The sequence below is a fragment of the Bradyrhizobium sp. ORS 111 genome, assembly GCF_045571485.1.
Lineage (GTDB): Bacteria > Pseudomonadota > Alphaproteobacteria > Rhizobiales > Xanthobacteraceae > Bradyrhizobium.
Map to the genome: position 1 here is coordinate 7,970,713 of NZ_CP120701.1, position 24,919 is coordinate 7,995,631.

At 63.5% G+C, this 24,919-nt stretch carries 21 protein-coding genes, 1 tRNA gene and 1 pseudogene; 11 read left to right on the forward strand and 12 right to left on the reverse strand.

Translation table 11 applies throughout. The annotated features are described in order from the left end of the window. The first annotated feature begins 120 nt into the window (after positions 1–120). Positions 121–1,083 (forward strand): sensor histidine kinase, encoded by a 963-nt coding sequence (locus tag P6U30_RS36790; protein WP_407167520.1) that lies wholly within the window; start codon positions 121–123, stop codon positions 1,081–1,083. Between the two features lie 210 nt (positions 1,084–1,293). Further along, positions 1,294–3,069: a putative bifunctional diguanylate cyclase/phosphodiesterase gene (locus P6U30_RS36795; protein WP_407167521.1), complete on the forward strand. Its 1,776-nt coding sequence runs from the start codon at positions 1,294–1,296 to the stop codon at positions 3,067–3,069. A 67-nt stretch (positions 3,070–3,136) separates the two neighbouring features. Here the strand turns inward: P6U30_RS36795 and P6U30_RS36800 are convergent, their stop codons facing one another. From P6U30_RS36800 to P6U30_RS36835, 8 genes and pseudogenes are all read right to left on the reverse strand, one after another. After that, the gene (locus tag P6U30_RS36800) at positions 3,137–3,883 is read right to left on the reverse strand and encodes an amino acid ABC transporter ATP-binding protein (RefSeq protein WP_407167522.1); all 747 of its coding nucleotides are present in this window, start codon (positions 3,881–3,883) and stop codon (positions 3,137–3,139) included. Between the two features lie 41 nt (positions 3,884–3,924). After that, positions 3,925–4,617, reverse strand: coding sequence for an amino acid ABC transporter permease (locus tag P6U30_RS36805; RefSeq protein WP_407167523.1), 693 nt, complete (start codon positions 4,615–4,617; stop codon positions 3,925–3,927). Between the two features lie 2 nt (positions 4,618–4,619). Beyond that, positions 4,620–5,315 (reverse strand): amino acid ABC transporter permease, encoded by a 696-nt coding sequence (locus P6U30_RS36810; protein ID WP_407167524.1) that lies wholly within the window; start codon positions 5,313–5,315, stop codon positions 4,620–4,622. 10 nt (positions 5,316–5,325) lie between these two features. Further along, complete coding sequence (locus P6U30_RS36815) at positions 5,326–6,162, reverse strand: ABC transporter substrate-binding protein (RefSeq protein ID WP_407167525.1); 837 nt, start codon at positions 6,160–6,162, stop codon at positions 5,326–5,328. A 23-nt stretch (positions 6,163–6,185) separates the two neighbouring features. Beyond that, complete coding sequence (locus P6U30_RS36820) at positions 6,186–7,496, reverse strand: rhodanese-like domain-containing protein (RefSeq protein ID WP_407170637.1); 1,311 nt, start codon at positions 7,494–7,496, stop codon at positions 6,186–6,188. 21 nt (positions 7,497–7,517) lie between these two features. Next, a pseudogene (locus P6U30_RS36825) lies at positions 7,518–7,832 on the reverse strand (rhodanese-like domain-containing protein); the annotation flags it as partial. Between the two features lie 15 nt (positions 7,833–7,847). Beyond that, a complete protein-coding gene (gene metC / locus P6U30_RS36830) occupies positions 7,848–8,942 on the reverse strand; it encodes a cystathionine beta-lyase (RefSeq protein WP_407167526.1) in 1,095 nt (364 codons plus the stop codon). A gap of 82 nt (positions 8,943–9,024) precedes the next feature. After that, positions 9,025–9,609: a hypothetical protein gene (locus P6U30_RS36835; protein ID WP_407167527.1), complete on the reverse strand. Its 585-nt coding sequence runs from the start codon at positions 9,607–9,609 to the stop codon at positions 9,025–9,027. A 120-nt stretch (positions 9,610–9,729) separates the two neighbouring features. Between P6U30_RS36835 and P6U30_RS36840 the strand changes: the two genes are divergently transcribed. The 3 genes from P6U30_RS36840 (at position 9,730) to P6U30_RS36850 (ending at position 14,517) form a co-directional block, all read left to right on the forward strand. After that, positions 9,730–10,602 carry a LysR substrate-binding domain-containing protein gene (locus tag P6U30_RS36840; protein WP_407167528.1) on the forward strand — a complete coding sequence of 291 codons (873 nt, stop codon included), beginning with the start codon at positions 9,730–9,732 and terminating at the stop codon, positions 10,600–10,602. 233 nt (positions 10,603–10,835) lie between these two features. Beyond that, positions 10,836–13,940: an EAL domain-containing protein gene (locus P6U30_RS36845; RefSeq protein ID WP_407167529.1), complete on the forward strand. Its 3,105-nt coding sequence runs from the start codon at positions 10,836–10,838 to the stop codon at positions 13,938–13,940. A 172-nt stretch (positions 13,941–14,112) separates the two neighbouring features. Next, the gene (locus P6U30_RS36850; RefSeq protein WP_407149350.1) at positions 14,113–14,517 is read left to right on the forward strand and encodes a YccF domain-containing protein; all 405 of its coding nucleotides are present in this window, start codon (positions 14,113–14,115) and stop codon (positions 14,515–14,517) included. 16 nt (positions 14,518–14,533) lie between these two features. On the opposite strand, the gene P6U30_RS36855 is transcribed toward P6U30_RS36850, so the two are convergent. Then, the gene (locus P6U30_RS36855) at positions 14,534–15,574 is read right to left on the reverse strand and encodes an alpha/beta hydrolase (RefSeq protein ID WP_407167530.1); all 1,041 of its coding nucleotides are present in this window, start codon (positions 15,572–15,574) and stop codon (positions 14,534–14,536) included. Between the two features lie 123 nt (positions 15,575–15,697). Then, positions 15,698–16,777, reverse strand: coding sequence for an LLM class flavin-dependent oxidoreductase (locus P6U30_RS36860; RefSeq protein ID WP_407167531.1), 1,080 nt, complete (start codon positions 16,775–16,777; stop codon positions 15,698–15,700). A 132-nt stretch (positions 16,778–16,909) separates the two neighbouring features. Between P6U30_RS36860 and P6U30_RS36865 the strand changes: the two genes are divergently transcribed. The 3 genes from P6U30_RS36865 (at position 16,910) to P6U30_RS36875 (ending at position 18,759) form a co-directional block, all read left to right on the forward strand. Continuing rightward, positions 16,910–16,986, forward strand: a tRNA-Arg gene (locus tag P6U30_RS36865). A gap of 478 nt (positions 16,987–17,464) precedes the next feature. Next, a complete protein-coding gene (locus P6U30_RS36870) occupies positions 17,465–18,214 on the forward strand; it encodes a protoglobin domain-containing protein (protein ID WP_407167532.1) in 750 nt (249 codons plus the stop codon). Between the two features lie 86 nt (positions 18,215–18,300). Continuing rightward, positions 18,301–18,759 carry a nuclear transport factor 2 family protein gene (locus P6U30_RS36875; RefSeq protein WP_407167533.1) on the forward strand — a complete coding sequence of 153 codons (459 nt, stop codon included), beginning with the start codon at positions 18,301–18,303 and terminating at the stop codon, positions 18,757–18,759. A gap of 156 nt (positions 18,760–18,915) precedes the next feature. Here P6U30_RS36875 and P6U30_RS36880 read toward each other — a convergent pair whose 3' ends face one another. Continuing rightward, positions 18,916–19,509 (reverse strand): Pr6Pr family membrane protein, encoded by a 594-nt coding sequence (locus P6U30_RS36880; protein WP_407167534.1) that lies wholly within the window; start codon positions 19,507–19,509, stop codon positions 18,916–18,918. A gap of 445 nt (positions 19,510–19,954) precedes the next feature. On the opposite strand from P6U30_RS36880, the gene P6U30_RS36885 reads away from it, so the two are divergent. The 3 genes from P6U30_RS36885 (at position 19,955) to P6U30_RS36895 (ending at position 22,804) form a co-directional block, all read left to right on the forward strand. Then, the gene (locus P6U30_RS36885; protein WP_407167535.1) at positions 19,955–21,352 is read left to right on the forward strand and encodes an MFS transporter; all 1,398 of its coding nucleotides are present in this window, start codon (positions 19,955–19,957) and stop codon (positions 21,350–21,352) included. A gap of 101 nt (positions 21,353–21,453) precedes the next feature. Then, positions 21,454–22,347 (forward strand): sigma-70 family RNA polymerase sigma factor, encoded by an 894-nt coding sequence (locus P6U30_RS36890; RefSeq protein WP_407167536.1) that lies wholly within the window; start codon positions 21,454–21,456, stop codon positions 22,345–22,347. 118 nt (positions 22,348–22,465) lie between these two features. After that, positions 22,466–22,804, forward strand: a complete 339-nt coding sequence (locus P6U30_RS36895; RefSeq protein ID WP_407167537.1) for a YciI family protein — start codon at positions 22,466–22,468, stop codon at positions 22,802–22,804. 57 nt (positions 22,805–22,861) lie between these two features. On the opposite strand, the gene P6U30_RS36900 is transcribed toward P6U30_RS36895, so the two are convergent. Next, the gene (locus P6U30_RS36900) at positions 22,862–24,892 is read right to left on the reverse strand and encodes a YgiQ family radical SAM protein (protein ID WP_407170638.1); all 2,031 of its coding nucleotides are present in this window, start codon (positions 24,890–24,892) and stop codon (positions 22,862–22,864) included. Positions 24,893–24,919: the final 27 nt, after the last annotated feature.

Genomic DNA, 24,919 nt, shown 5'->3' on the forward strand with positions numbered 1-24,919 from the left:
CAAGCGAGCGCCACGTTAACGGCGCGCGGGGTCCATCTGTGGCCGGAAGGACACAACTGCGGTTTTTCGGTCGCAGCGGCCTTATTTTGGGGCATGTGATCACGTGAAGTGAAACGACACATGACGAAATGGATCGACGAGTTCAGGCAAGGCTGGCAGGGCAATTTCCAGCCCTCACTGCCGGTTGCGATCGCCGTTGCGCTGCTCTGTCTCGCTCTGGCGACGGGCGCCCGTTACGGGCTGGCCCAGCTCCGGCCGGACGTGTTTTTTACGCCATACTTCCCGGCCGTGTTCTTTGCGACCGCCTTTGGCGGGTTCAGGATCGGGATCGCGACGGCGATCGCGAGCGGCTTGCTCGGTATCGTCTTCAATTTCAGCAACACGACCGTCGATCCGGCCCGTTTCGCGCTTCTGATGATCTTCTGGGCGGTGTGTGGCATCGCGATCTGGGGCGTGGAACACTATCGCTCCCTGGTCATGCAACAGCGTGAGGATTCCAAGCGGCTGATCGAGGAAGAGCAATACCGCAAGCTGGTGGTCGAGGAGCTGCAGCATCGGCTGAAGAACAAGTCCTCGACCATTCACGCCGTGCTGCACCAGGCGCTGCAGGACCGGCCCGACGTCTGGGAGCGCATCGATCACCGCATCCGCGCGCTGTCGGCGACCGACGATCTGATCGCACGGGTCGATGGCTATGGCTGCGATATCAAGGATTTGCTGCGCTCGGAGCTCGGGCCCTACGGTCATGTGCGGTTCACCCTCAATGGCGAGCAACTGTTCCTGCCCGCCAAGCTCGCGGTGTCGCTGGCGCTGATCTTCCATGAACTTGCCACCAACGCCGGCAAGTACGGCGCCTTCTCCTCGCCGCGCGGATTCCTGCAGGTGTCATGGACGGTGGACGACGACCGTCTCAACGTCATCTGGGATGAGACCGAGGGACCGGCGGTCGAGACGGTCGGTGAAGCCGGCTTCGGCACCAAGCTGCTGAAATCGGCGCTGCGGCCGTTCGATGGCAAGACCGAGATCAGTTATCTGAAGACCGGCGTTCACTGCACCATGCAGTGCCGGCTTCCCAGCAGTTGACACGACATCTCAGTAGCGAGGCCGCCTTTTGCGTGCGACGCGCAACCGCGCGAACCTCAATCGCTTTCGCGAGCGGTGCCGTTTCGCATTGATAGTCTGTTAATGACGATTGCCGCGACCGCTTGCGAAAGCCGTCGTCAGTTCATTCTGTCACGGCTTTTCACAGTTCCGCTTAACCAAAACTACAAGGGACTTTGCCAAGCTCGGCCCATGCATAATTTTGTCAAACACGACTTTCAGCCCGGCGTGTCAGCGACCGGCAATGAGAGCATTTCCAGCAATGAATTGTCCATCCTGCGCGATCTTCTTCGCCTGCTGCCTACCGGCGTGACGGTGCAGGACGAGCACGGCGAATTCCTCGTCGTGAACGAAGCCGCCGCCGCGCAATTGCAGCTTGCCGCCAATGCCAGCCAGCCGTCGGCGATCGACGACCGCCATGAAACCTCCCTTGATATGCTGCGCGGCGGCCGCCCCGTGGTGCTGGAGGAGACGCTGACCTGCGGCGCCTCCAAACATGTGTTTCTCACCTCGCACCGGCCGGTGCAGATCGCCGGACGCTCCCTGCTGATCTCGAGCTCGACCGACATCAGCGAGCAGAAGGCATTCGAAGACCAACTGTTCCGCTCGGCCTATTACGACGAACTGACCGGCCTGCCGACGCGGCGGGTCATCGAACATCGGGTCACCAGCCTGATCCGCGGCGACGGATCGCACGACCAGTTCGCGCTCGCCTTCCTCGACGTCGACAATTTCAAACACATCAACGACTATTACGGACATGCGATCGGCGATGCGCTGCTCGTCGAGCTGTCCAAGCGGCTCGGACACGCCTTGCGCGACACCGACATCCTGTCGCGCATCTCCGGCGATGAGTTCCTGCTGCTGCTCAACCCGGTCAGCAGCGAGCGGGAGGTCGCCGAGTTCATCCGCGTCATGCAGGAGCGATTGAAGGCGCCGTTCTTCATCGATCAGTCCGAGATCTTTGCCTCGACCTCGATCGGCGTCAGCCTATATCCCGTGCACGGCAGGAGCTACGAGGCACTGCGGCAGAACGCAGACATCGCGATGTACCGCGTCAAGAACAACGGCAAGGGCTCGACCGCGTTCTTCGACACCAGCATGGAGCGCGAGGCGCTGGCGCGGATGAAGATCGAGCAGTCGCTGCGGCTGGCGATCCTGGAAAAGCGCTTCTGCTGCGCATTTCAGGCCAAGGTCGACATCCGCACCCAGGAGGTCATGGGCATCGAGGCCCTGGTGCGGCTGCGCGACGACGAAGGCGTGATCCAGGCGCCCGGCACCTTCATCAATCTCGCCGTCGAACTCGGGCTGATCGACGAGCTGACGCTCCTGGTGCTGGCGGAGATCGTCAAGTCGATCGACCTGATCAACGCCGCCTTCGGACCGGCCGCGACGATCAGCATTAATGTCGCCGCCAAGCAGGCCGGCAATCTCGAATTCATGCGCGCGTTCGCCCGCGCGATCGAGGAAACCGGCTTTCCGAAGCGCTTCATGATCGAGGTGACCGAGGATGCCTTCGTCACCCGGTCGCACTTCCAGGACCAGATCCTGCCGATCCTGCGCAAGATCGGCGTCGGCATCTCGATCGACGACTTCGGCATCGGCTATTCGTCGCTGTCGGCGCTTGCCGACATCACCGCCGACGAGATCAAGATCGACCGCTCCTTCATCACCGACATCCACAAGCGGCCGCGCAGCCAGGGCATCCTGCGCGCGATCGAATCGCTGAGCGAGGCGCTCGGCATGACCGTGATCGCCGAGGGCATCGAATCCTACGAGGAGCTCACCTATCTGCAGGCCGCGACCCGGATCCGCTACGCGCAGGGCTACTACTTCGCCAAGCCGATCTTTCTCGAAGACCTGAAGCCCGCAACCCCGCTCGCCAGCGAGAGCCGCGCGAGCCTCGCTGCCCGACCGGCGCCGCAGAACCGCGCGGCGTATTCGCGCGCCAACGGCTTCCGCCGCTGAGGTCAGGCGATGCTGGACGTGCTGCTGCCCGGCCGGACGAGCCACGCTCGGCACGGCTGCGTCCGGGTCAGTGAGAGGATACGCTATGCGGCCTCAGGATGTCGGATAGAAACTTCTGCGCCCGAGGATGTTCGGGCGACGTGAAGAACTTGTCCGGCCTCGCCCGCTCGACGATCTTCCCTTCGTCCATGAACCAGATGCAATCCGCGACGTCGCGGGCGAAGCCCATTTCGTGCGTGACCACCATCATCGTCATGCCGTCCTGCGCGAGCTGTTTCATGACAGACAGCACCTCGCCCACCATTTCGGGATCGAGCGCGCTGGTCGGCTCGTCGAACAGGATCACCGGCGGACGTTGCGCGAGCGCACGCGCGATCGCCACCCGCTGTTGCTGACCTCCTGACAGGTTGGCAGGCATCGCATCCGCCTTGTGCGCCAGTCCGACCTTTGCAAGCAGCGCATCCGCCAGCTCGTCGGCTTGTGCGCGGGACATGCCGCCGACCTTCACCGGCGAAAGCGTGATGTTCTGCCGGACCGATAGATGCGGGAACAGGTTGAACTGCTGAAACACGAAACCAATGCCCGCGCGCAATGCATTGATGTCCTTTCCCTGCTTGTAGATGTCCTCTCCACCGATCCGGATCGTGCCACGCTGAATCGGCTCCAGACGGTTGATCGTGCGAATCAATGTCGACTTGCCCGACCCCGATGGTCCGCACACGACGAGCACCTCGCCGTTCGTCACTGAACCCGTGACATCACTCAGGGCATGGTAATTGCCGTACCATTTGTTGACCCCGTCCAGTTCGATCATGTTTGTCCGCATCATGGTCTCCACGCGTTGTGCATGCTCGCTCAGGCAATGCCCATTTGCCTTCGGTGCATGCGTCGCTCCAGATACTGCGCGATCAGGGATATCAGGTAACAAACAGTGAAGTAGAAGCACGCCAGAGCCATGAAGGTCTGAAATGCCTTGCCGACTTCCATGCTGTTGACCTGCTGCGCGGCAAACGTCACTTCCTGAACGCCGATGATGTACACGATCGACGTTGCCTTGATCGTCGAGACGAACTGATTGACGATCGACGGCACCATGTTCGCCAGCGCCTGTGGCAGCATGACGTGCCACATCGTTTGCCCGTAGCTCAGCCCGACCGAGCGGGCGGCTTCAGCCTGGCCGGCAGGCAGTCCCTGCAAGCCGGCGCGCACGATCTCGCCCAGAAACGCCGATTCATAGACGACGATCGCGCACAGCACGGTCACGAACGCGGGCACGGCGATGCCGGTCAGTCGCGGCAGCACGAAGTACGCCCAGAAGATGATCATGACCAGCGGGATGCCACGAAAGGCATAGACACAGATGGTCGCCAGAAGCCGCGGGGCGCGCAAGGCTCCGGTGCGGGCGATGCCGATCACGATCGCAATCGGAAATGACAGCAGCATGCCGAGGAAGGCAAGGATCAGCGTTGCAGCAAATCCGCCCAATGGACCGTTCGGCCACGACCCGACGAGGAAGAGCACCCCGTATTGTTGGATAAGCCCGAGCATCGTCAGGCCTTGAAGGTCGGCGGGAATCGCTTGCCGAACCAAGCGCCCAAGCCCATGATCGTCAGCGACAGCGCGAGATAGGCGATGGTCGCGGTTGCGAACACTTCCAGCGAGCGGAATGTCAGATTCTCGATCGCCTTGACCTGATAGGTCATCTCGGCGACGCCGATCACCATGGCCAGGCTGGTGTCCTTGAACAGGATGAGCGTGCGGTTCAGCAGCGGCGGCACGGCAATCCGGACAGCTTGCGGCACCGTCACATAGCGCATGGCGGAAAAGGCCGACAGCCCGATCGCTCTCGCCGCCTCCAGTTGCGTTTTGGGGATGGCACGCAGGCCGGAGCGGACGTCTTCCGAAAAATAGGCGCTGACATTGAGGGATAAGGCGATCGCCGCGAACGCGAACTCCGACTGGTTCTGATTGATCCATTGGCGGATCGGGTCCGGGAGAACCTCGGGCACGCCGAAGTACCACACCATGATCTGCACCACCGTCGGTACGTTGCGGTGGTACTCGACAAAGATGCGCATGATCCAGCCGAGCGGCGGAAACGGGATTGCGCGCAACCCGACGACGACAAAGGCGACTAGAAGGCCGCCGACCCAGGACGTGACGAACAGCTCCAGGGTGGTGGCGAGCCCCGACAACAGGCGGGGCGCGACGCTTTGGCTCGCCAGGAAGCTCCAGTCGAAATTCACCGCAGCCGCCTTATTGCGCCGTGCTGACGGGTTCGACCTTGAAGTTACGCGACAGGCCGTAGACAGTGTCCTTGCCCATCCAGCGATTGAAGATGGCGTCGAGCTCGCCGTCGGAATCCATCTTCTGGACCACGCCATTGATGGCCGCCAGCAGCTCCGGGTTTCCTTTGTCGACCACCAGGCCGATGTGCTCGACCGCCGTCGGCTCCTGCAGCAACGTATAGTGCTCGGCCGACGCCTCCGACGCGTTCAGGAAACGCTTGAGGACCAGCTCACCGGCCGTGAAAGCGTCGACGCGACCGGTCTGTAGCGCGAGATTGCACGCGGCCACGTCCTGGAAGCCCATCACGCGGCTGTTGGTCAGGACACGCTCGGCGATGGCGGCGGAGCTCGATCCCTTCGAAGCGCACACACGCTTGCCGGCGAGGCCGGCAAGGTTGGCGATGCCTGCGCCTTCGCGGACCAGCACCTTGATCTCTCCCCGCAGATATTGAAGGCTGTAGTCGACCTGTTGGGCACGTTCGGGCAGATAAGCCATCGAACCAGCCACAACATCCACCCGCCCGAGCTTCAGCTCGGGAATTCTCGCTTCGGTCGACAGCGGACGATGCTCGAGTTCGACGCCGAGACCCTTGGCGAGAGCCTTGCACATATCGACGTCATAGCCGACGAAGGTGCGCGAGCTCTGGTCCTGATAGGCATAGGGAACGCTGGTGCTCTGCGTGCCGCAGACGAGCTTGCCACGCTCCTTGATCTCCGTGAGACGATCGGCATGCGCGACGCCGACCGTCAGGAAAAGAGCGAAGACGGTGATTCCCAAAGTATTCGCGTACGGCGTTCCTCGCATCGTTCTGCTCTCCTGATTCGGTGTTATCGAAAGGCGAAGCGTGCCCTCTCCTGCGGGTCGATCTGCCGGACGAGGTTCGTCTCCCATTCAAGATATTGGCGTGCGGCCTGCTTGTTGCCGTCATGCCGATTGTGCACGAAGAACAGGAAGTCGATGCAATCCGCATCCGGCGGCTCGGCAGGGGTTGCGACCGTCGATAGCTTGGCCCTGCGCCAGTCCTCCGGCGTCCCGCAATGAACTCGGACGTCGGTCACACCCTGCTCGCGCAGCGTCTCCGCGGCCAGAGCCGCAATGCCGGGCGACGAGGCGATCAGAATCACAGGCTCGTCGAGTGCAAGGCGCAGGCGGTCGAGGCGCGGCCGGATCGACCAGCGCGCGCCGGCGAGATGGGCGGCGCGGAACTCCGCGCTGGGCCGGATATCCACCAGTTGACACCCACCTCGGCGCAGCGCATCCGCAAGGTCCTCGACAGACAGGGCTGCTGGTTGCGAGGGCTGGATTGCGGTGACCGGCATTGCGGCAACATTGGCAGCGGTACCTTCCTTGAGAACGACGGCTTCCCAGCCCATCTGCGTCAGCCAGCTCGCCACGACCCGGGCGCGGATTCCCTCATCGTCGAAAAGCACGAGCCGCGCGCGCTGCACGCCGACATATTGATCGGTCGCCTGGATCAACTGCCCGCCCGGTGTATGCTGGGCGCCGGGCAGCGAGCCGTTCGCGAACTCCTCCGGTGTGCGCACGTCGCACAGGAAGGTCGTCCGATGCGCCTCGGAGAGCCAGCGTCTCACCGTTTCCTCGTCGACGACCTCGACGCCAAATCGATCCGCGAGTGCCTGGGCTCTCGCACGCCGGCCTTCGATGTCGGCCGGATTCACGGCTTGGTCGTGGCGGCGCTGCACGCCGTGTTCAAGCTCGAGATCGGCGAGGAACCAGCCCTGCGTGCCGTTCTCGAGGGCCATGACGGGATTGGGCAGCCCGAGATTGATGAGCGTCTGCGCCCCAATGATGCTGCGGGTGCGCCCCGCGCAATTGACGACGATAGTGGTGCTCTTGCTCGGCACCAGATCATCGACACGAAGCGCAAGCTCTCCATTCGGGCAGCAGGTTGCGCCCGGGATGCTCATCTTCTTGAATTCCGTGAACGTCCGGCCGTCGAGCACGATCAGATCGTCTTTCCTTCCGATCCGCTCCGCCAGCTCGCGGGCGCCAATTCGCGGCGTGTCAAAGAAGTGCTCGGCCAGTTCACCAAACGTCTTGCTTGGCACGTTGACGCCGGCGAACAGTCTGTAGCCGGCTGCTGTCCATCCTTTTGCGCCGTCCTCCAGCACGGACACGTCGGAATATCCCATGCGCGCAAGCTGCGCGGCAGCACGTTTGGCAATCGTTGCGCCGTCTTCGTCATAGACGACGATCCGAGCGCTCAGCCGCGGCACCAGCCGCGTGATCTCGCATTCCAGACGGCTGAAGGGCGCGTTCACCGCAAAGAAGAGATGAGCCTCGCCATACTCACCGTGTTCGCGGACATCGATGAGGGCAATCTCCTCCTTGTCGTCCAGCCAGGCTTTCAGGGCGGTTGCGGTGAGGCATCCGATCGTCGTCTTGGGTTGTGAAGGCATCGTTCCTTGGCTCATGTGATCGGTGAGGACCGAAGAGAAAAATGTGCGAACCATTCAACCGCCGCGGCGTCAGGCTTTGAGCGGCGCGAGGGCTTGTCGGAGGTCGGCGATAAGATCCTCCGGGTTCTCCAGCCCGATATGCAGGCGGACGACGCGGCCTCGCTGCGACCAGTCGCACAGCGTGCGCGCCTTCATTATATCGGCGGGCACCACCAGGCTTTCGAAGCCGCCCCATGAGGCCCCCACGCCAAACAGGCGGAGCCGATCGATGGTCGCCTCGACGTCGGCTTGCGAGAATTCCTGGCGAAACTCGAGCGACAACAGACCGTTCGTGCCGTTGAAGTCGCGACGCCAGATCTCATGTCCTGGATGACCCGGGAGAGCCGGGCAGATCACCCGGGCGATCTGCGGTTGCTGCTCCAGCCAACGCGCCACGAGCATGGCATGGCGTTCATGCATCTGCAGACGCGGCGCCAGGCTCCTCAACCCGCGCAAAACCAGATACGCATCGTCGGCGCCTACGGTCTGGCCGAAATCGACCGATGCAAGCTGGATGGCTTTCCATGCCCGCTCGTTGCTGACGAGTGCTCCCATCATCACGTCGGCATGACCGCCGAGATATTTCGTCGCGGCCAGCACCGAGATATCGGCCCCCAGCGACAATGGACGATAGAGCAGACCGGAGCCCCATGTGTTATCGACGGCCAGAAGACAGCCGGGCCGCCGTGCCAGTTGAGCAAGCGCCGGCAAATCCAACATCTCGAAGGCCAGCGATCCCGGACATTCGGCATAGATCAGCTTGGTCTCCGGACGCAGTCGCGAGGCAATGTCGCTGCCATCGGGCAAATAGAACTCGACATTGACGCCAAGCCGCGCGAGATGCTTGGCGCAGAAGCGACGAACCGGCTCATAGACGGCGTCGGTCACCAGCACGTGATCGTTGGGCTGCAGGAGCCCGAGCATCATCGTTGCAATCGCAGCCTGTCCCGTTGGAAAGAGCTGCGCCCGATGTCCGCCCTCCAGCTCGACCAGCGCGTCCTCGAGGGCGAAGGTGCTGTCCGTCCCTCGCGCCCCATAGGAGGCGACGCGCTGCGCTTCCCGAACCGCGCGCGTTTGCCGCCATTGCGAGACGCTTTCGAACACGTAGGTGCTCGCACGTGTCACCGGCGTATTCACCCATCCGACATGGGGGCGACCGGCGCGCAGAAGACGCGTCGAGGCGCTCAGCGAATCCTGCTCCACAGATTCAGCTCCGCGTCTTCACGCCGATCTTCATCACCTCGCACGTGCCCTGTTCCAGATCATAGACAAGGCGTTCGTCGAGCGTCTCCAGCGCACGACCGTACATGTGCAGGTGCCGGATGATATCGTTGCCTTCGATGTGCACGGAATGGATATCGTCGGGCATCAGCGCGATACCGGAGCCCGGCTCGATGACCACCCTTTTCGGCGCGCCGAGCACGCCGACCCCCGGCCTCGAGCCGTCGTCGAGGCGCTCATAGAGGTAGTTGGTCTCGGCGCCTTCGACAGCCGCGATGCAGGCCCATGTCGTATGGTTGTGCGGAGGGATTTTTTTGCCGGACCGCATGACGTTCAGATAGAGCGCGTAGGTCTGATCGTCGTCTTGCGTGATCAGATAGCGAGCCTGCTGCTCACCTTCCGTGGGCGCCGGGTACCGGTCGCTCGCCCACCAGTCGCGATGCGACGCGAGCTCCAGGACGGCGCCGAGCGCGACCTTCAGCTTGTCGGGCGTAGCGCCTCCATCTAAAGCATCTCTAATGTTTGAGACCGCCGAATGGATAGCGCTCATATGAGGGTGCGCAGACGTCACGCTGGTTTCCTCTTCTTTTCAAGGTTGTGGGGTTACGCTACGTTTGCTCTGACACCGGCACAAATTAGAATGACAGGCGGAAGCATTAGAAATTCTTATGTAATGCCTTAAGGAGGTCTAATGATTAATCTCGATATCGACCTCCTCAGGACGCTGGTCGCCGTCGACCGGCGCGGAACGTTCGCGGCCGCGGCGGAGACGGTGCTGCGAACGCAATCCGCCGTGACGCAGCAGATGCAGCGCCTGGAACAGATGCTCGGCATGCCCCTGTTCGAGCAACGTGGCCGCAGCAAAGTCCTCACGCCGCAAGGCGAGATGCTCGTGCGCTACGCGCGGCAGATTCTCATCATCAACGACGAAGCCGTCAGGACCATGACCGGCAAGCAGTTCGAAGGCACCGTGCGGATCGGATCGCCGCTTGATGTCGCCGATTCGCTGCTGCCGACCATCCTCACGCATGTTGCGCGCTCCCTGCCAAGCATCAAGATGGAGATCCGCGTCGATCGCAGCCCGTTTCTGATGGAGGCCCTCCATGCCGGCGACATTGATCTGACGGTCTCCACCCGGTTCGATCAAACGTTGGAGGGCATGGTGATTCGTCGGACTCCCACCGTCTGGCTGTGCTCCGCCGACTATGTTCACGACCCCGCGCAACCCGTGCCTTTGGTGCTCGCCGATGAGCCCAGCATTTTCAGGCGCGTTGCCCTCAACGCCCTCGAGCAATCACGCGTCGCCTGGCGCGCCAACTACGTGGCCCCCAATCTGGTAGGGATCAAGGCGGGGCTGCGCGCCGGCCTTGGGGTCACCGCGCGCGGAGTGGACTTCCTCAATCCCGAATTCAGGGTGCTTGGCGAGGCCGACGGACTGCCGAAACTTCCTGATATGACCTATTTCCTTTGGACCCGACGCGGCGCGTTGGTGCCATTGACGCGGCATGTCTATGATCTTCTGACCCGCAGCATGGGCCTGACCGAGCCCGGTCGACGCCCCTGACCCTACCAGGTCATACCGACCGCGCCGGCGCTCAGAGAAATAATTCGGTCCCGGCCGCCAAGCTCGCCACGCACCTGATATTTCGACTCCTTGAAAAATGGAGCTTGTTGAGCTGGTTGCGCCACACAACCATTCCGCTCAAAACACATCCGTTCCGATTAAGCGTTGAGTAACCGATTTTCCTAACGGCTTATGCGAACTCTGCGGCTTATCCATGCCGGCAGGGGTATGGCATGCGTGGATCGATGCAGGGGCAGGCGGACGTCCCATCAGAACCAGGTACGAGACGATGGCGGGTCGCGGCGGTCCTCCGCGGGCCGGTGCTGTGGCTCAGCGTGTGCGGCGCCCTGCTGGTGACCGCGATCTTCGCCGGCACCATCATGATGGTCGGCGAATTCCGCGAACGCGCCCTCGTCAACAGCGAGCGCGAGCTGGAGAACACCGTCCTGCTGCTCGCCCGTCACTTCGATCAGCAGTTCGAGGACTCCGACATCATCGCCGAGACCATGATCGACAAGCTGCGGATCTCCGAGATCAGCTCGCCGGAGCTGTTCAGGACCAGGATGTCGACGCCGGAAGCACATCAGATCCTCAAGGCCAGGAGCGTCTCGTTCCTGGGCAAGATCTCGCTGTTCGATACCGACGGCAAGGTCATCACTTGGTCAGGCGATTTGCCGCCGCCGGCGCGACTCGACATTTCCGGGCGCGACTATTTCAAGAGCTTCAAGTTCGATGCGCACCCCGAGCCGGTGCGCACGGAAACCCTGCACAGCATACTGATCAGCGGTCTCAGCACCATCATCGCCCACCGCCTGAGTGGGCCGGACGGCGGCTTCCTCGGCGTCATGACGCGGCGGATCGATCCCTTGAACTACGAGAAGTTCTTTGCCTCGGTCACGCCGGGGACGAGCGCTGCGATCACCATGGTCCAAACCGACGGCACCCTGCTCGCGCGCTATCCGCATGTCGACGCCCTGATCGGCCGCAAGCTCTCCGCCGCGCGGCTGGTGGAGCTCACCGCGCGCGAGGGCGGCCAGCACACGATGCGCATGATCAGCCCGATCGACGGCAGCGCGCGGCTCGGCTCGGCAGCGAAGCTCCGCTATTTTCCCGCCGTCGTCATCGCCACCAACACGATCGAGGCCGCGCTCGCCGACTGGCAGGCGCAGACCCGCTTCCTGATCTCCGCCGCGACGCTCGCAGCCGCCACTGTCGCGCTGGTTCTGTTCGCCCTGATCAGGCAGATCCTGCGGCAGAACCACGAGGCCCGGCAGCGGCTGGTCGCGGAGCGGCAGCGGCTCGACACCGCGCTCAACAACATGATCCAGGGCCTCGTGCTGTTCGACGCTTCGGAACGCGTGGTGGTCTGCAACCAGCGCTATCTCGCGATGTGCGGCCTTTCGCCGGGGCTGATCAAGCCCGGGTGCAGCTTCGAGGAGGTGATGCGGCATCGCAAGCTGAGCGGATCGTTCGTCGGGGACCTCGACGCGTTCTGCACGACGGTTCGGGCCAATATCGCCAACGGACAGGTGATGGAGGTCGTCACCCCCACCGCCGACGGACGCAGCTTCTCGATCGTCAACCAGCCGCTGACCCATGGCGGCTGGGTCGCGACGCTCGAGGACATCACCGAACGGCGCAACCTGGAGCAGGAGCGCGACCGCAACAACGCCTTCCTGCGCGAGATCGTCGACCACATTCCCTCGCAGATCACGGTGAAGGACGCGCATACCCGCCGCTACCTGCTGGTCAACCGCGTCGCCGAGACCCATTTCGGCACTTCGCGCGAGAACATCATCGGCAAGACGGCGGTCGACATCTTCCCGCCGGAGCTCGCGGCAGTGATCGCCGAGGACGACAACACCGTCCTGCAATCGCCCGACGGCCTCTTCAAGGACGAGCACCGCTGGCTCAGCCATGTGACCGGCGAGCATTACATCACGTCACGCCGGATCGGCATCCGCGACCAAGCCGGCACGCCGCGCTACATCATCACCGTCGTGGACGACGTCACCGAGCGGCGGCGCGCCAATGAGCGGATCGCCCGTCTCGCCCATTACGATGCGCTAACCGATCTGCCGAACCGCGTCCTGTTCCGCGAGCAGATCGAGCGCGAGCTGGAACGGGCCAGGAAGGGCCAGCAATTCGCCCTGCTCTACATCGACATCGACGAGTTCAAGGGCATCAACGATTCGCTCGGTCACCATGTCGGCGACGAGTTGCTCAAGACCATCGCCGGCCGCATCAAGGCCTGCCTGAGCGAAGGCGACCTGATCGCGCGGCTCGGCGGCGACGAGTTCGCGGTGATCCAGACCGCGATCCGCGGCACTGGCGATGTCGAGGATTTCGTCGCCAGCGTGCATCGCGCGATCCGGCAGCCTTGCGATTGCCTCGGCCATCACCTGTCGACCGATGCCAGCATTGGCGTCGCGCTGGCACCGCGCGACGGCACCGATCTCGACCAGTTGATCCGCAATGCCGATATCGCGATGTACGGCGCCAAGGCCGAGGGCCGCCACACCCACCGCTTCTTCGAGCCGGAGATGGGCGCAATGGCCCGCGCACGGCTGACGATGGAACAGGATCTGCGGCAGGCGATGACCGACGGCGGCTTCGAGATCCACTATCAGCCGCTGCTCGACCTCAACAGCGGCGAGGTGACCGGCTGCGAGGCGCTGCTGCGCTGGCGCCATGCCGAGCGCGGCATGGTCTCGCCGGCCGAGTTCATCCCGGTCGCAGAGGATACCGGCCTGATCGGCGAGCTCGGCGAATGGGTGCTGCGGACCGCCTGCATGGAGGCCGCGACCTGGCCGGACGACATCCGCCTCGCCGTCAACGTGTCGCCGATCCAGTTCAAGAACATCTCCCTGGCGCTGAAGGTCGCAACTGCGCTCGACGCCTCCGGCCTGAAGCCGAGCCGGCTCGAGCTCGAGATCACGGAGGCCGTGCTGATCGGCGACGACGAGGTGGCGCTCGCGATCCTGCACCAGTTGCGCGCCCTCGGCGTCAGAATCGCCCTTGACGATTTCGGCACCGGCTATTCGTCGCTGAGCTACCTGAAGCGCTTCCCATTCGACAAGATCAAGATCGACCGCAGCTTCGTCAGCGACATCGCCGTCGACGGCTCGGCGACGATCGTGCAGTCGGTGGTAAATATCGCCACCTCACGCAACATGACCACGACGGCGGAAGGCGTCGAAACCGAACAGCAGCGCGACTTGCTGCGCGAGCTCGGCTGCACCGAGATGCAGGGCTACCTCTTCAGCGCCCCGAAGCCGGCTGCCGAGCTCAGGCGCCTGCTCGCCGCGTCCGGTGCGCCTGCGCTCGCGCACGCCTAGAGCATTCGGCTCTGATTGAATCAGAGCCGAAGCTCTAGATCCTTGTTTTGGCGCGTTTTCTGCACGCGAACCGCTATCCACTTCGCTCGAAAGCGCTCCAGGCTGCACCTACCGCCGCGAAGGCCGCCGGCCTATATTCCGGACGGTCCCACGCGGCGCGAAGGTGTCAGCCATGCAGCCTGTGTCTATTCTCCTGAACATCCTCTGGATTCTGATCGGCGGCGCATGGATGGCGTTCGGCTGGCTGGTCGCCGCCGTGATCATGGCGATCACCATCATCGGCCTGCCCTGGGCGCGCGCCGCCTTCAACATCGCGGTCTATACGCTGTTGCCGTTCGGCTCGCGCGCGGTGCGCCGCGACGAACTGACCGGCCAGAGCGACACCGGCACCGGGCCGCTTGGTCTGATCGGCAACGTAATCTGGTTCATCCTGGCCGGCTGGTGGCTCGCGATCGGGCACCTGATCACCGCGCTGCTGCTGGCAGTGACCATCATCGGCATTCCCTTCGCCTGGGCGCATCTCAAGCTCGCCGGCATCGCGCTGTGGCCGATCGGCAAGGCGATCGTGCCGGCATAACGCGCCGATCTCGCGATCAGCGCGCGGCCGCACAGCCGGGAATGTCGAACACCGCGGCGAGGCCGCAGGGCGGTGTCAGCATCTTGCCGCCTTCGTGGCCGACCCCGGGCACGTCCCATTCGCTGTGGTTCGGCGTGCCGTTGTCGCGCGCCTTCATGACGGCGACATAGGCGTGGCCACGCGCATATCGATACGGACCCTCGGCCTCCGCCATGCAGGATTTGTCGAGCGCGGGATGGTTGGGATTGGTGTCGAGCGTTCCCAACAGATAGATCACGCGCCGTGCGACATAGGCCTGCTCCAGCGCGGCCGGCGTCGGCGCGGCGAGATAGGGCGGACGGTCGTCCATGCCGAACTTCCAGCGGTTGTAGCCGTGGCAGCTCGCGGCGATCGTGGGCTCCGGCCGGTCCTTGCTGAAATAGGCGTAGGAGGACGGGTTGGCGACCACATAGCGTACGCCGATGCCCTCTCGCGTGAGCACCTGGTCGCCGTTCGCCGCGATCGCGTAGCGCTGCACGACCTGCCCGCCGCCGGAATGGCCGAACACCACCACCTGCTTCAGGTTCGGAAACAGCGTGCGGTCGCCAAGCTTCGCCAGGATGGCATCGAGCACCTCGAACGAGCTCACCGGGCCCGGCGCGAGCGCGGGATCGCCGCCCTCCCAGCCCGTGATAGTCCAGCGCAGCATGTTTTCGGGGAGATTGAACGCATCGACGTCGGCTTGCGTCAGGAATTGCGGCGCGATCATCAGCGTCGCCTTGCCGGTCTCGCCAGCCGCCGCTTGCGCGTCCAGGGCAGAGCGGAAATAGTCGTCGGCATTGCGCAGCACGCCATGCAGGACGAGAACTGCGCGCGTGATGTCCGGCAACGGCTTCGACCAGTCGGCCGAGACGTACAGCGGAAAGGTTGCCGTGCCGACTGCGACGCGGGCGCTGCCGATTTGCTTGACCGGCTTCCGATAGCGCTCGGCTCCCGTATCAACGGCAGATGCGGCAGGCGCGTGGGCCGCCGTGATGACAAGCAGCGTCAGCGCAACAAGCCAGCCTCGCTTATGCATGGGGTTCGACTCCAGGTGCAGAGCATTCAGGCAGGATACGATCGGGGCCGGATTATCGCGCGTCGTGCTGCTCTCCACGCATGAACTTTCGGAAAACCTGCCTCACATCTTCCGGATCACGGATCAGGCGGCGAGCCGCCCGGGATTGTTCGCGGCGAGGATCGGGCGGATCAGCCGGCCGAACCGCTCGGCTTCCTCGTCGTGCAAATAGCCCGACAGGCAGAAGGAGTGGCAGCCTGCGTCAATGAATTGCTGCAACGTGTCAGCGCATTGATCGGGATTGCCGACCACGGCGATGCCGGCGCCGGGCCGCACCTTGGTGATGCCGGTCCACAGATGCGGCATCAAGAGATCGCCGTAGTCGCGCGCGAGTTGCTGCACGCGCTGATTTGCCTCCGAGCGGTTATAGAGCGTCTTCATCTCCTGCTTCTGCCGCTCGGTGGCGTGACGCACCAGTTGGTCCGCCGCCTCCCAGGCGTCCGCCTCGTTCTCGCGGCAGATCACCTGCAACCGCATGCCGAAGCCGATCGCGTCCTCGCGATCATGGGCGCGCGCCATCCGCCTGATCTCGGCGATATTCTCGGCGATGCGCTCCGGCAAATCGCCCCAGAACAGATGCACGTCGGAGTGCTTTGCCGACAATTCCCAGGCCTGCCGCGACCCGCCGCCGAGATAGAATTTCGGGAACGGCTGCTGCTTTGACCGCGGCCGGATATGGGCGCCCGAGATCGTGTGAAACTTGCCCTCGACATGCACTGGACCGCGCGTGGTCCACAGCGCCTTGAGGATCGAGACCTCCTCCTCCATCAGCGCGTACCGCTCCTCTTTCGCGTAGCGCACGCCTTCGGCCTCGACCTCGCTCTCGTTTTGGCCGGCGATCAGATTGATGCAGATCCGCCCGCCCGACATCTGGTCGAAGGTCGAGATCATCTTGGCGAGCAGCACCGGGTTGATGTAGCCCGGCCGTGCCGCAATCAGCGGCTTGATCCGGGCCGAGCGCGCCGCCATGAAGGCGCCCGTGATCCAGGCCTCCCAACACACCGAGCCGACCGGAATCAGCAGATAGTCGAAGCCCGCGTCCTCGGCCGCCTTGACCACCCGCTCGCAAAGTTCCGGCGAGCCGGCGACCTGCGCCTCCATCAGCCCATAGGCCGTGGTGTCGCCATGCGTGGGCAAATACCAGCCAAATTCCAGCGGACGCATGCCGATCTCCCTCGAAACACAGCCCTTTTTCCAGCGGGCCGTCAGATTGGCGGTGGGTCAGTTTACAGCCAACGCCGGGCCGGACAACGTCGTTGCCGTTCATGGGCCAATCAGCTAAATGAGGCCCTGCACGCACCCGTAGCTCAGCTGGATAGAGCGTTGCCCTCCGAAGGCAAAGGTCACACGTTCGAATCGTGTCGGGTGCGCCACTTTTTGTTATTTTACAGCGCTATATCGCGCGCTGACTGAACCCCGCTGACCTGCTCTGTTCGACGAGCAAGCAATCTTAAGAGAATCGGAGATTCGGCAGCACAGGCGTGCTGGCCCGAACTGCCCCTCAGTGCTGCCCGCGAACGTCAGCAGGTCCGCAGGGTCCGCTGCCAGGACGGGGCAGAGGGTGCAATTTCCATCAAGCATATCGATTGTGAACGTGGAGCGTTTTTAGCTGCACGCATGCGATCGACTTGGTCGCTGCGAGATGCCGCACGAGTTCGCGCGCGTGCAGGCGCGACGGATGGCGCTTGAGTCGTAGTGTCCGGGACACTTCAGCAGGGACAAATCGCTTCATAGGACACCTAGTCCGGCCCCGCACGCGACCCCGGAGGTCTGCATTCCCTGGAGGTCAGCGTCCCTCATTTTTGGACCTGCGCGTTTGCAACGAATTCCGAATGCGAGCGTTCGCGCAGCATGGAGGATCAGACGCTCCAAAGACGCGCCGAGAAGCTCGATCCGCGCGAGCAACACCACTGGCTCGACGAGGCACCGACGGCGCGCGCCGGACCTACTGCGCATCGTCCTGTTCACCAGCAAGGAGGAAGAGCCATGGATGCTCCGCGCGAACAACAGCATCAGCAGAAGATTCCCGGTTACGATCTCGGGTCCGACAAGGTGGCCAAGTCGCCGATTTCCATGGAGGAATGGGAGGAGTTGAAGAAATCCGCGCTCTTCTCTGAAGAGGACATTGTCTATCTGCGGCTTTCCGGTGAAATCCTGGAGGACCAGGTGCAAGATCTGTTGCAGGTCTGGCGCGGCATCATCTTTGACCATGCTCATCTTCGCGCCTATGACGAAGACCCGCAAACGCACAAGGTCGATACCGAGTATGCCAGCGCCGTGGCCAAGCGCTTTGGCCAGTGGATTCACGACACCGCGCGGGCAAAGTACGACAAGGCTTGGCTCGACTATCAATATGAGATCGGCCTGCGCCACCACCGCACCAAGAAGAACAAGACCGACAACGGACATACCCTGGGTCATATCCGCGCGCGCGATCTTCTCGCATTCTCCGCGTCGATCGTCGCGACGATGAAGCCGTTCCTCGCCAAGAAGGGGCATTCGCCGGAAGTGGTCAATCGGATGTACGATGCATGGTGGAAATCCATGATCCTGCAGGCGACGCTGTGGGTGCAGCCCTATGTCCGTGAAGGCGACTTCTGACGATTCAAGTCGCCCCTCGTGCTTAGCCGCTGGCGAAGATCGCTCGCGACGCAAATGCGCAAGAACTGCACAGCTAGGAGTAAGCCATGGATGACAGAGCACTGCCGAGAAATCTGGTCACAGCCGGTTCGACGCCGGTCGAGCGCATGTACTTCGCCTGGAACGACGCGCTGTCGCACAATGACGCCGATGCTCTGCTCGCACTCTATGCAGAGGACGCGTGGTTCGAAAGTCCGCTCGTTCCTCACCTGCTCGGCATCGAAAGAGGATACCTGCACGGCCACAAGGAAATTCGGCCGTTGTTCGATATTCTCGCAATTCGGAAGCCGCCGGTTCGCCAGTACTACCGGACCGGGTATTTGACTGACGGCAAGCGGCTGATCTGGGAGTACCCGCGCGACGCGGGAAAGGGCGAACAGATGGACTTCGTGGAGGCGATGGACCTCAACGATGATGGCCTGATCCAGCGCCATTGCGTCTATTGGGGCTGGTTCGGCTTTCGCGTGCTCCAGCGCAACGAGTATCACCGTGGGCACGATGATTGACGTCTCGGCGCCGCGAAATGGTCAATGCAGCCGGATCATTTCGCGGCGGGGCATGTTGGGCCCCAAGCCTCGGCGATCGCGTTCCAGGCCCCGCGAATTCGCGCTTATTCGAGGGCCGCAAAGCGAGTGCGCCCGCAGCCTGACCCGCACGGACCCTTACCCTTGGCGTCGAGCCAACATCTGATCGGCCCAGACCAGAACTTCTCCGCCCGCGACAAAGCACAGCGCAATCGCGACCGCATTTATTACCGTCCGTGCCCATCCATGCGCGGACACGTCGATGAACGGATAAGCATAATGCCCTTCGGCCGCGCCGCGGGCCAGGGCATAGACCAGGTAGCTCAGCGGATAGAGAGCCCAGAGCGGCGGATCGCGCCGCGAGAGCTTTCCTTTCCGCGTAAACAGCAACCAGAAGAGCGCGGTGAGGATCGGGTTGAGTTGATGGAGCAGAAAGTTCGCTTCCGCGGTTGCACCGGCCAAGATGCGCCGGCCTTGAAGCAGCAGCGCAAAGATCACGCCAACCAGGATCATTGCAGAAACCACGCCCGCCATCAGCCGGGGATGAATGAAACGCTCTCCGCGAATCGCAGCGCCACCGAACACGACGGCGACCAGAGCATTGGTCAGGATCGTAAAGTACCCACTCAGCAACCACACAGCACCAAGGATGGACGCGCCGCCCTTGATCAGTGCGCTGAATTCAAGTCCGATACCCGCGCATGCAGACAGGCAAATTATCAGGGCGAGCAAGCGAGAGATCACGAGAGGAACAATCCTTTCAACCCTTACGTAGCGGGAAGAGGGCAAGGTAGACGCAGCTTGGCCGCTGTCAACGAAGGGGGCGCGCTGCGAGGCATGCTGCAGTCGGACGGGCGCGCAATGCAGCGATGCCCTGCGGCCGCGCCAAGGCAGAACCTGGCCGGCGGCTGGATCGCGCGCTCGTCCTGGTGGCGGAGGCGCTTCGGCCCGCTTGCGCCCCGTAGGAGCGCTGCTTTCGACCTTTCGAAGCGGCGCGAGGAACTGTCGCCAGCGCAGGGGGTTTCCACACAAGCTGCGGTCAGGCAACCCATGGACTCACCTCGCGCGAGGACAAGATGGCTGGACGGGCGATATTGGCAATTGGGACCGCGCCGAACCTCGGTCGCAACATGACGCCTGCACAAGCGGTGGCCGCCCTCGGCAGAGGAAGCTACCAATGCTTCGTGCATTTCTGACAGCCGGTTCGCAGGCCGCAGACGACGGCCCGCCGGTGGTTGTGGACGAGCACCAGGTCAGGCGTGCTGTTGGCGCGACCGCCATGGGCAATGCCATGGAGTGGTTCGACTTCGGCATCTACAGCTACCTCGCGGTCGTTCTCGGCAACGTCTTCTTTCCCGGCAATGGCGACGAATTGATCCCCAGCCTCGTCGCATTCTCAGTCGCCTTTCTGGTAAGGCCGATCGGGGGATTCTTCTTCGGAATGCTCGGTGACCGGGTCGGTCGCCGAAGCATCCTCGCGACGACGATCATCGCGATGGCGACGGCCACCTTCTCAATCGGTTTGATCCCAAGCTATGCATCGATCGGCATCTGGTCGCCCGTTCTGCTCTTTGCCGCGCGCCTGGTGCAGGGCTTCTCGACCGGCGGCGAGTACAGCGGCGCCTCCACGTTCGTCACCGAGTTTGCACCCGATCGACGACGCGGATTCCTCGCGTCCTTCCTGGAAGTCGGGACCATCTCGGGATTCGTCCTGGGTGCAGCACTGGTCACCGGCCTGACGGCAGCGCTCGGCGACGCAGCGATGGAGGCATGGGGCTGGAGGGTGCCATTCCTGATTGCCGGACCGCTCGGGGCCGTCGGGCTCTATCTGAGGCTCAAGCTCTCGGAGACGCCGGCATTCGCCTCAATGCACAAGAGAACGCACGCGCGGTCCGGCGTGAGCCGATTATACGACATCGCCGTCGAGCATGGTCGCGTCGTCCTGCTTTGCATGGCCTTGGTGCTGGCGCTCAACGTCACCAACTACCTGGTACTGACCTACATGCCGAACTACCTGTCGGCAACGCTGGGCTACGACACCACGCACAGCCTCTTCCTGAACCTGCTGACCATGATGGTGATGCTGGTGGCGATCCCGTGCGTCGGCTGGCTGGGTGACCGGGTGGGGCGACGGCCGGTGCTGCTCGCAGCCTGTGTGGGCTATTTGGCGCTGTCCTTGCCGTCCCTGTGGCTGCTGCAACAGGGTTCCATTGCCGCGATCCTGACGGGCCTCCTGATCCTGGCTCTGTGCCAGACGCTCTTCATTGGTACGACGCCGTCAACGCTGCCGGCCATGTTTCCGACGGCGATCCGCTATGGCGGCCTGTCGATCGCGTACAATGTATCGGCCTCGCTGTTCGGCGGAACGGCGCCATTGGTGGCGGAGTGGCTGGTGCGCATCACCGGCAACGATGACATGCCCGCCTATTACGCGATGCTGGCGGCGCTGGCCGGACTCGTTGCCGTACTGTTCATGCGTGAGACGTCCGGGCAGCCGCTGGAAGGATCGGCGCCGACCATCAGCGCCGAGGAGGCCGACCGCTCGCAACCCGTCGCCGACGCCGCAGCGGAATGAGCAGTGCTGACGAGCGTTGGAACCTGCCGTTCCCGTTGTCACGCCGACCGGGGGTCCATTCGTCATAGTTATGATGAAGTGGCACCAGGGAGATGTGACCGATGGGCGAGCAGGAATGGCTCACGGAGCAGTTCACAGCTCATCGCACTCAATTGCGGAAGGTCGCCTACCGGATTCTCGGCTCGGTCGGCGAGGCTGACGACGCCTTGCAGGAAACCTGGCTCCGAATCAGCCGCGCCGACGCACATGGCGTCGAGAACATGGGTGGATGGCTGACGACGATCGTCGGGCGGGTGTGCCTGGACATGCTGCGCGCGCGCGTGCGCAAGATCCGGCGCGAGGAGCCGTTAGACTCGCTCGGGCCGGACGTAGTCGCGCGCGGCGGGGACATGATCGATCTGGAGCAGGAGGCGATGCTCGCCGATTCCATCGGGCTGGCATTGCTCGTGGTGCTGGAGAAATTGCCCCCGGCGGAGCGCGTCGCCTACGTCCTGCATGACATGTTCGATCTGCCCTTCGACGAAATCGCACCCATTGTTGCGCGATCAGTCGAAGCCACGCGCCAGCTTGCGAGCCGTGCGCGCCGCCATGTGCAGGGAGACAGGGCAGTTCCGGAGGCTCATCCGGCTCGCCGGCGTCAGATTGTGGAAGCCTTTCTGACTGCGTCTCGTGCAGGCGACTTCGATGCCCTCGTCGCCGTGCTCGATCCCAACGTCGTGCTGCGGGCGGACGAAGCCGCTGCACGCAGCGAAGTCGCAATGGAGCTTCGCGGTGCGTCAACGATTGCGAAACGGGCGCTGGCGTTCTCGGGGCGCGCGCCGGCGACGCGCCTTATGCTTGTGAATGGCGCCGTCGGAGCGGCGTGGTTTCGAGGCGAAGAACCAGCCCTCGTCCTTGTCTTCACGGTCGACGATGCGAAGATCATTGAGATCGAACTCATCGCCAATCCCGACAAGCTTCGCAGCATCGATCTGGCAAATCTCGATGAGCGGTGATCTTCATCAAAGACCGGGTTGCGTGACGCGTCCTGTCACGAACCGGAGCTTCGCGTCGTCAACAAGATAGGGGGCTGACGCAGGAGCCCAAGTTCGAGCAACCCTGGAGATCTACGCGATGAAATATCTGATGTTCATCTATCAGCCGAAGGACTTCGACGCGAACGCGCTCACGGAAAGCGAGTATCAGGCTGTGGCGGCGCAATACGCGGCCGTGACCGCGACGCCCAACGTAACGCCGGGACTGCCGGCCGGCCTGCCGAAAGACGCTGTCACCGTTCGCGTGCAGAACGGCGAGACCGTAACCGCGCAAGGCCCCTACCAGGAACACGCAGTGGGAGCCTATCTGGAATTCGAAGCCGACACGATTGATGCGGCGGTCGAATTGGCCGCCCGCATCCCGGCTGCCCGCTTGGGCGGCGCGGTTGAGGTTCGTCCGGCCCAGAAATACTGGTAGGTAGCCAAGCGACCAGCCTGTGAAGCGCGGCCGCATCAGATACCCGGCGATGCCGGCTTACTTGCCCATCCGCAGGCCCTTGGTGGTGAAGCGCTGCGTCCTGCCGCCGGGACGAACCGGTCGGCGGGTGCCGGCGGCTTTGCCTGTGCCGGGCGGCTGATGGGCGGGCACGAGTTGATCGGGACGCGAGCCGATCAGGTCGGCGCGGCCCATCCCTTTCAGCGCCTCACGCAGCAGCGGCCAATTGTCGGGGTCGTGATAGCGCAGGAATGCCTTGTGCAGCCGGCGCTGCCGCAGCCCCTTGATCGCCTCGACCTGGTCGCTCGCGCCACGGCGCACGCCGCGCAGCGGATTGACGCCGGTGTGGTACATCGCCGTCGCGGTCGCCATCGGCGACGGCAGGAAGGTCTGCACCTGATCGGCGCGGTAGCGATTCTTTTTGAGCCAGAGCGCGAGGTTCATCATGTCCTCGTCGGTCGTGCCCGGATGCGCTGCGATGAAATACGGGATCAGATAGTACTTCTTGCCGGCCTGCTCGGCGGCGGCATCGAACATCCGCTTGAAGCGGTTGTAGGCGCCGATGCCCGGCTTCATCATCTTGTCGAGCGGGCCACGCTCGGTGTGCTCGGGCGCGATCTTCAGGTAACCGCCGACATGATGGGTGACGAGCTCCTTGATGTAAGCGGGGCTCTCCACCGCGAGATCGTAGCGCACGCCGGAGGCAACCATCACCTTCTTGATGCCCTTCACCTCGCGCACCTTGCGATAGAGCCGGATCAGCTCGTCATGCGAGGTATTGAGATTCGGGCAGATCTCGGGGAAGACGCAGGACGGCCGCCGGCATGCCGCCTCGATCTTCGGATCCTTGCACGCCATCCGGTACATGTTGGCGGTCGGCCCGCCGATGTCGGAGATCACGCCGGTGAAGCCCGGCGTCTTGTCTCTGATACGCTCGATCTCGCGCAGGATCGAGCCCTCCGAGCGGTTCTGGATGATGCGACCCTCGTGCTCGGTGATCGAGCAGAAGGTGCAGCCGCCGAAGCAGCCGCGCATGATCGTCACCGAGAACTTGATCATCTCCCACGCAGGAATCTTGGCATCGCCATAGGAGGGATGCGGCGCGCGGGCGTAGGGCAGATCGTAGACGGCATCCATCTCGGCTGTCGTCAGCGGAATCGGCGGCGGGTTGAGCCAGAGGTCGCGGTCGCCGTGGCGCTGCACGAGCGGCCGCGCGTTCCCGGGATTGCTCTCCCGGTGCAGCACGCGCGAGGCGCGGGCATAGGCCTCGCGATCCTCTTCGACCTGTTCGCAGGCCGGCAGGCGGATCACGACATTGCCGGGTTGGCGCGATGCGCCCTCGTCGGCGGACGCGAGATCGTCGGCATGCAGCTCCGTGTAGTCGTCGGGCACGCGGCGAAACAGCGCCACGCCCCTGATCGAGTCGAGATCGCGCGGCGCCTCGCCATTGGCGAGCCGGTGCGCCACCTCGACGACGGCGCGCTCGGCGTTGCCGTAGAGCAAGAGGTCTGCCTTGGCGTCCGCCAACACCGAGCGTCGCACCTTGTCGGACCAGTAGTCGTAATGCGCGATGCGGCGCAGCGACGCCTCGATGCCGCCGAGCACGATCGGCACGTCCTTGAAAGCCTCGCGGCAGCGCTGGGCGTAGACGATGGTGCAGCGGTCGGGCCGCCGGCCACCCTCACTGGCGGGCGTGTAGGCATCGTCATGGCGCAGCCGGCGATCCGCGGTGTAGCGGTTGACCATCGAATCCATGTTGCCGCCGGTGACGCCGAAGAACAGCAGCGGCTTGCCCAGCGCCTTGAACGGCTCGGCCGATTGCCAATCGGGCTGCGCGATGATGCCGACCCTGAAGCCCTGAGCCTCCAACAGCCGGCCGATGATCGCCATGCCGAAACTCGGATGATCGACATAGGCATCGCCGGTCACCAGCACGATGTCGCAAGCATCCCAGCCGAGCTTCGCCATCTCGGCGCGGTTCATCGGCAGGAACGGCGCCGGCTTGCCGGGATGCGCCCGGTGGCGCGACCAGGAGCTCAAGGGCTTTGCAGTTGCAACGAGGGTTTCCATGGCGCTCACGCATAGGGCTCCGTGGCT